A 7,123-nucleotide genomic window follows, 5' to 3' on the forward strand; every position below is an offset into this window, starting at 1 on the left:
GCTGACGACCCGGGTCGTCATCGCCGAGGACGAGGCGCTGATCCGGCTCGACCTCAAGGAGATGCTGGAGGAGGAAGGCTACACGGTGGTCGGTGAGGCCGGGGACGGCGAGCAGGCCGTGGAACTGGCCCGTGAGCACAAGCCGGACCTGGTCATCCTGGACGTGAAGATGCCCAAGCTGGACGGCATCTCCGCGGCCGAGAAGATCGCCGAGGAGTCCATCGCCCCGGTCCTGATGCTCACCGCCTTCTCGCAGCGCGACCTCGTGGAGCGGGCCCGCGACGCTGGTGCGATGGCGTACCTGGTGAAGCCGTTCAGCAAGACCGACGTGGTCCCGGCCATCGAGATGGCCGTCTCCCGCTTCACCGAGCTGAAGCAGCTGGAGCAGGAGGTCGCCGACCTCAGCCAGCGCCTGGAGACCCGCAAGCTGGTCGACCGCGCGAAGTCGATCCTCCAGACCGAGTACGGCCTGAGCGAGCCCGCCGCGTTCCGCTGGATCCAGAAGACCTCGATGGACCGGCGCCTGTCGATGCAGCAGGTCGCGGAGGCGGTCATCTCCGACGACCAGGAGAAGAAGTCGGCCAAGAAGGGCTGACCGACGGCAGAAGGCCCGCGCCCCCCTGAGCCGGAGGGGCGCGGGCCTTTTCGTACGGTGCTCAGTCCTCGCCGAGGTACGCCTTGCGCACCGACTCGTCGGTGAGCAGGTCCCGCCCGGTGCCGGAGAGCACGATGCTGCCGACCTCCATGACGTGCCCCTGGTCGGCGAGCGAGAGCGCCGCCTGGGCGTTCTGCTCGACCAGGAGGATCGTGGTGCCGCTCGCCTTCAGCTCGGCGATCGTCGCCATGATCTTCTGCATCATGATCGGCGAGAGCCCCATGGACGGCTCGTCCAGCATGAGCAGCTGCGGCTGGGACATCAGCGCCCGCCCCATCGCGAGCATCTGCTGCTCACCGCCGGAGAGGGTGCCCGCGGCCTGCTTGCGCCGCTCCCCGAGGATGGGGAAGAGGTCGTAGGCGCGCTGGATGTCCTTCTCGATGCCCGGCTTGTCGTTGCGCAGGAAGGCTCCGAGGCGCAGGTTGTCCTCGATGGTCATGCGCGGGAAGATGTGCCGGCCCTCGGGGGAGTGGGCGAGCCCGAGGGAGACCACCTGGTGGGCGGGGACCTTCTTCAGCGACCTGCCGTTGAAGCGGATCTGCCCGCCGACCGGCTTGAGCAGCCCGGACAGGGTGCGCAGCGTGGTGGTCTTGCCCGCGCCGTTGGTGCCGATGAGGGTGACGACCTGGCCGGCCTCGACCTTGAACGAGATGCCCTTGACGGCTTCGATCTTGCCGTAGGCGACCCGCAGGTCCTCGACTTCGAGCAGTGCGGTCATCGGTCGGTCTCCTTGCGGTTCTCCTTGCCGGGCACGGCGTCCGCCGGTGCCTCGGCCGCCTCGGCCTGGGCGGCCTCCTCGTCGCCGGGGGCGCCCTCGAAGGGTTCACCGAGGTAGGCGGCGACGACGCGTTCGTCGCCCTGGACGGTGGCGCTGTCGCCCTCGATCAGCTTCTGGCCCTGCACGAGGACGGCGACGCGGTCGCAGAGGTTGAAGATGAAGCGCATGTCGTGCTCGATGACGAGGACCGCGATGCCCTGGTCGCGGATGGCGAAGACCAGTTCCTCGGTGGCTCGGGTCTCCTGCGGGTTCATGCCGGCCGTGGGCTCGTCGAGCAGGAGCAGGCCGGGCTCGCTGGCCAGCGCGCGGGCGATCTCCAGCTTGCGCTGCTCGCCGTAGGGGAGGTTGCGGGCGAGGTGCTCGGCCTTGGCGTCCAGGCCGACGAAGGCGAGGAGTTCCATGGCGCGGGCGCGGGAGGCGGCTTCGGCCTTGTGGAAGCCTGGGCCGCGCAGCAGGGCGGACCAGAGTCCTTCCTTGGTTCGGGTGTGCCGGCCGACGAGCACGTTCTCCAGGACGGTCATGTTGGCGAAGAGCCGGATGTTCTGGAAGGTGCGGGCGATGCCGGCCGCGGTGACCTTGAAGGACTTGGGCGGCAGGACGGTGCCCTTGTAGCGGACCTCGCCCTCGGTGGGGACGTAGAGACCGGTGAGGCAGTTGAAGAAGGTGGTCTTGCCGGCGCCGTTGGGGCCGATGAGGCCGACGATCTCGCCGCTGTTGACGGTGAGGTCGACGTCGCGGACGGCGGTGAGGCCGCCGAAGCGCATGGTGACGCCGCGGGCGTCGAGGACCGTCTCGCCGGGGGTGGTGCCGGGTGCGGTGTCCTTGGTGGTGGTGTCGGTGGTCATGGTGGTCAGGCCCCTGCCTTGCTGAGGACGGCGGGCGCGGCGGTGTCCTCGTGGAACTCGAGTTGGCGGCGCCGGTTGGGGATGAGGCCCTCGGGGCGGAAGCGCATCAGCAGGACGAGCGCGACGCCGAAGGCGAACAGCTGGTAGTCGCCCAGGAACTGCAGCTTGGCCGGGATCAGGTAGAGCAGCGAGGCGCCGACGAGGGGCCCGGAGATGGTGCCCATGCCGCCGAGGACGACGGCGGCCAGCAGGAAGGCCGAGTTGGGCGGGACGACGTGGGCGAACTGGTACTGCTCCGGCGTCACGGTGTAGGTGACGTGGGCCTGGACGGAGCCGGCGAGTCCGGCGAGGCAGGCGCCGAGGGCGAAGGCGATGAGCTTGACCCGGAAGCCGTTGATGCCCATGGCGAGCGCGGCGGTCTCGTCCTCGCGGATGGCGATCCAGGCGCGGCCGATGCGGGAGTCGCTGCTGCGCCGGAAGACGACGACCACGACGAGGGTGATGAGCAGCATCAGCAGGAAGTAGTTGGCGAACCGCCCGATGGTGGTGCCGAGCAACTGGTGTTCCTGGCCGAAGTCGAACCCGAGGATGTTGAGGTTCGGGATCGAGGAGATGCCGTTGGAGCCGTTGGTGACGTCGGGTCCGGAGGTGCCGTCCATGTTGAGGACGGTGATGCGGAAGATCTCGCCGAAGCCGAGGGTGACGATGGCGAGGTAGTCGCCGCGCAGCCGCAGGGTCGGGGCGCCGATGAGGACGCCGAAGATCATGGCGACGACCGCGCCGAGCAGGGCGGAGGCCCAGAAGGGCCAGTGCACGTGCAGGGGCGAGGAGGGCGAGCCGGAGACGAGGGCGGCGGTGTAGGCGCCGACGCCGAGGAAGGCCACGTAGCCGAGGTCGAGCAGGCCGGCGAGGCCGACGACGATGTTCAGGCCGAGGGCGACGGTGGCGAAGATGAGGATGTAGACGCCGATGGTGGCGTACTGGTCGTCGGACTGGGTGAAGGGGAAGGCCGCGGCGGCGACGAAGGCGCCGGTCATGGTGACGGTGCGGTGCCGCGTGGTGATCGCCGAGATCCGGGCCACGAGTCCGGCCTTGGCGAGGGCGGCGAAGCCGAAGCCCGCGGTGATGAGGAAGCCGATGAAGAGTTCGTCGTACTCGGTGCCGATGCCGTAGGTGAAGACGAGCAGCCCGAGGGCCATGACGCCGGTGATGACGAGGATCTCCGCCCAGGCGGGCAGGGTGCGGCCGGGAGCGGGGGGTTCGGCGGCGAAGGCGGCCTTGAAGTTGGCGCGCTTCTGCCGGGCGCGGTGCCGGAAGGCTTCCCAGCCGGTGTCGTCGGGGTCGGCCGGGTCGGGCTCGGGCCGCTGGAAGGGCAGCGCGAGGGCGCCGAGGAGGGCGACGAGGGTGGCCAGCGCGACGAGGTAGCCGCCGGGTTCGAGGTTGACGACGCCGCCGAGCCTGGCGCTGATGGCGATGACGGTGTACCAGGCGGTGGCGAAGGTGCCGAACGCGGCGAGCTTGAGGGCGCTGTCGGCGTTGCCGGGGGTGAGGGCCTTGAGGCCCTTGACGCCGTAGGAGGCGAGGCCGAACAGGGTGGTGAACAGTCCGCCGATGAGGACGAGGACCTGGAGGCCGCCGGGGTAGCCGTAGACGGTGAGGTCGCCGGGGAAGTCGGCGGTCCAGGTCCAGGCGAGGAAGGCGGAGACGACGGCGAGGGCGCCGCCGCCGGTGGCCAGGGCCCGGCCGACGGTGGCCGGCAGGCCGATCAGGCCGGTCGCGGCGGGGGCGTGGGAGTCCGGGGTGTCCGGGGTCTCGGGGGTGCCGGGTGCGGTGGTCTGTGTGGTCATCGGTGTCACGCCCTGTCCGCGACGCGCTCGCCGAGCAGGCCCTGTGGCCTCAGCAGGAGCACGAGGATGAGGAGTACGAACGCCCAGACGTCTGCCCAGGACTGGCTGCCGAACTTGTCCATGCCGGGGATGTCCGCGATGTAGGCGGTGGACAGGGCTTCGGCGACGCCGAGGACGAGGCCGCCGAGCATGGCGCCGTAGATGTTGCCGATGCCGCCGAGGACGGCCGCGGTGAACGCCTTGAGGCCGAGGATGAAGCCCATGCGGAAGTCGATCTGGCCGTACTTGAAGCCGTAGGCGACGGAGCCGACCGCGGCGAAGGCGGCGCCGAGGGCGAACGCGATCACGATGATGCGGTCGGTGTTGACCCCCATCAGCTTGGCGGTGTCCGGGTCCTGGGCGGTGGCCTGCATGCCGCGTCCGGTGCGGGTGCGCATGACGAAGTAGGCGAGGACGGCCATGCTGAGCGGGGCGGCGGCGACGAGGAAGACGTCTCCGGTCTGGATGGTGACGTTGCCGATCTCGAAGGGTCCGCCGGGGATGCTCGGGAAGGTGCGCGCGGACTTGGCCTCGGGGTACCACGCCCACACGGCCTGCTGGAGGGCGAGGGAGAGGCCGATGGCGGTGATCAGCGGGGCGAGCCGGGGCGCGCTGCGCAGCGGTCGGTAGGCGAATCGTTCCGCTCCGACGGCGACGGTCACGGCGACCACGATGGCGCCCACCAGCATCAGCGGCAGGGCGATCCACATGGAGGTGCCGTCGGGAAGGATGTACACGTAGACCGTGAGGGCGCCGAAGGCGCCGGTCATGAATATCTCGCCGTGGGCGAAGTTGATGAGCTGGACGATGCCATAGACCATGGTGTAGCCGATGGCGACCAGCCCGTACATGGAACCAAGTAGCAGGCCGTTGACGAGCTGCTGCGGCAGTTCGTTCACCGCATGTCCTCCGAGCGTGGGATAAGCGACGGATGTGGCCGGAAGTGGCCGGATGCGAGTCCGCGCGGGGCGCCTCTTGAGCGCCCCGCGCGGCTCGGCTGGTGCGGGCGTGGGTCAGGAGCCGTTGTAGGTGCCGGACTCCACGGCCTTCCAGGCACCGTCCTTGACGGAGTACACCGTGAGCTGCTTGTTGGTGGCGTCGCCGTACTCGTCGAAGGAGACCTTGCCGGTCACGCCGTCGAAGGAGACGTTCTGGAGGGCGGCGGTGACCTTCGCGCGGGCGTCGGAGGGCACCTTGCCGTCGTTGTCGTCGACGACCTTCTTGACGGCCTCGATGATCGACCAGGCGGAGTCGTAGGAGTAGCCGCCGTAGGCCGCGTACGCCTCCTTGTAGCCCGCCGCCTTGTAGTCGGCGACGAACTGCTTGGCGGAGGGGAGGGTCTCCACCGGGGCGCCGACGGAGGTGGCGAGGTCACCGGTGGCGCTGGCGCCGCCGAGCTTGATGAAGTCGTCGGCGTAGATGCCGTCGCCGCCGACCAGCGGGACCTTGGCGCCGGCCGCCTTGATCTGCTTGCTGAGCGGACCGGCCTGCGGGTACTCGCCGCCGTAGTAGACGACCTGGGCACCGGAGTTCTTCACCTTGGTGGCGACCGCGGAGAAGTCCTTGGTGTCGGGGTTGATGTGCTCGGTGCCGACGACCTTGCCGCCCAGCTTCTTGAACTCGGCGGAGAAGGTCGCGGCGAGGCCGGCGCCGTAGGTCTTCTTGTCGTCGATGACGAAGACCTTGGTCTTCTTGGCCTTGTTGTAGACGTACTGGGCGGCGAACGGGCCCTGGATGGCGTCGGTGGTCGCGGTGCGGAAGTACGCCTTGTACGGACGGGTCTTGGTCTTCTGCCAGTTGACGCCCTGGGTCAGCGCCGGGTTGGTGTTGGCGGGGGAGACCTGGGCCAGCTTGGCGTCGTCGAGGACCTTCTGCATCGACTCGGCGACGGAGGAGTTCAGCGGGCCGACGACACCGAGGACGCTCTTGTCGGTGACGAAGGCGGTGGAGTTCTGCTGGCCGGAGGAGGGCTGGGCCTGGTCGTCCTTGGCGTCGATCTTGAAGGTGACGCCCTTGACGTACTCCTTCTTGTTCGCGGTCTTGACCGCGAGGTCCACCGAGTTCTTGATGCCGAGGCCCAGCGCGGACAGGTCGCCGGTCAGCGGGGCGTCGATGCCGATGGTGACGGTGGTGCCGCCCTTGGCGTCGGAGCCGTTGTCGCCGCTGTCGCGCGAGCCGCAGGCGGTGAGGGTGAGCGCTCCCGCGGACAGCGCGGCGGTGATGGCGATGAGCGAACGTTGACGCACGATCAGTCCTTTCCCTGGACGACCGCATCCCCATGGAAACGGTCGAGCCGCGCGCCTGGCCGAAAAGCGAATCCGGGGCGCGGTGACTGGCCGTGACTCTAAGCGTGTGATGGGAACGTGGAGGAGAGCTTGACCAAGGCTGTGACGCTCTTGTTATGACACGAGGTAATGCAGAGCGGTACGCCGTGGGGGGAACGCCGGAATTCCGGCCGATTCGCCCTGTCCACATGCTGAGAACATGCAGCACGCGCCCTCAACTGTTCAGGCGTCTCGGGGGTTTTGCTAATGACGGTGTACTTTCGCCGCAGGCTTCCCCGAGAGCGCGGGAGAGGTATCGGGTGTAGCGCGGGCCGAGGATGAAACTCTGGGTTTGTATTGCGCGCGCATTACGCAGTGTTACTTCCAGGAAAGGCAATGTGGCGTTTTTGGGCACCCTTCCGCATTCCGTGACACGCATGGTCACGGTGATCACCCGGTACGAGCCGGCCGCGGTCCGGAAGGGCGCGCGGGGTTCGGATTCGGCCGACATCCCGGCGTAGGGCTGGCTCACCCGGGTCACGGTGACCGGCGGGCCGGGCCGCACGGCGAGCCGCACGTCGAAGGCGAGGCGGTGGGGCGCGGTGGTCCGGCCGGCCAGGAAGGTCACGGTCACCGTCTGTGCGGGAAAGGGGAGTTCGGGCGGGGGCGCCGGGCGCGGCCGGGTGATCCAGAGG

General features: G+C 69.1%; 7 protein-coding genes. 1 reads left to right on the plus strand and 6 read right to left on the minus strand.

The features are described 5' to 3' along the window. The first annotated feature begins 1 nt into the window (after position 1). Positions 2-595 carry an ANTAR domain-containing response regulator gene (locus CCN33_RS24550; protein WP_086695665.1) on the plus strand — a complete coding sequence of 198 codons (594 nt, stop codon included), beginning with the start codon at positions 2-4 and terminating at the stop codon, positions 593-595. A 61-nt stretch (positions 596-656) separates the two neighbouring features. Here the strand turns inward: CCN33_RS24550 and CCN33_RS24555 are convergent, their stop codons facing one another. The 6 genes from CCN33_RS24555 to CCN33_RS24580 form a co-directional block, all read right to left on the minus strand. After that, complete coding sequence (locus tag CCN33_RS24555; protein ID WP_086695666.1) at positions 657-1,373, minus strand: ABC transporter ATP-binding protein; 717 nt, start codon at positions 1,371-1,373, stop codon at positions 657-659. Beyond that, a complete protein-coding gene (locus CCN33_RS24560; protein ID WP_086695667.1) occupies positions 1,370-2,278 on the minus strand; it encodes an ABC transporter ATP-binding protein in 909 nt (302 codons plus the stop codon). Before CCN33_RS24560 ends, CCN33_RS24555 begins: the two co-directional genes overlap by 4 nt. Before the next feature lie 5 nt (positions 2,279-2,283). Beyond that, a complete protein-coding gene (locus tag CCN33_RS24565; RefSeq protein WP_086695668.1) occupies positions 2,284-4,125 on the minus strand; it encodes a branched-chain amino acid ABC transporter permease in 1,842 nt (613 codons plus the stop codon). 5 nt (positions 4,126-4,130) lie between these two features. Continuing rightward, complete coding sequence (locus CCN33_RS24570) at positions 4,131-5,063, minus strand: branched-chain amino acid ABC transporter permease (protein WP_031182872.1); 933 nt, start codon at positions 5,061-5,063, stop codon at positions 4,131-4,133. 114 nt (positions 5,064-5,177) lie between these two features. Beyond that, positions 5,178-6,410, minus strand: a complete 1,233-nt coding sequence (locus CCN33_RS24575; RefSeq protein WP_086695669.1) for a branched-chain amino acid ABC transporter substrate-binding protein — start codon at positions 6,408-6,410, stop codon at positions 5,178-5,180. A 253-nt stretch (positions 6,411-6,663) separates the two neighbouring features. Next, positions 6,664-7,123, minus strand: a 460-nt coding sequence (locus CCN33_RS24580; RefSeq protein ID WP_208621875.1) for a Tat pathway signal sequence domain protein, incomplete at its 5' end; no start/stop codon positions are given.

Origin of the sequence: Streptomyces recifensis, assembly GCF_002154615.1 — a bacterium.
Taxonomy (GTDB): domain Bacteria; phylum Actinomycetota; class Actinomycetes; order Streptomycetales; family Streptomycetaceae; genus Streptomyces; species Streptomyces griseoluteus.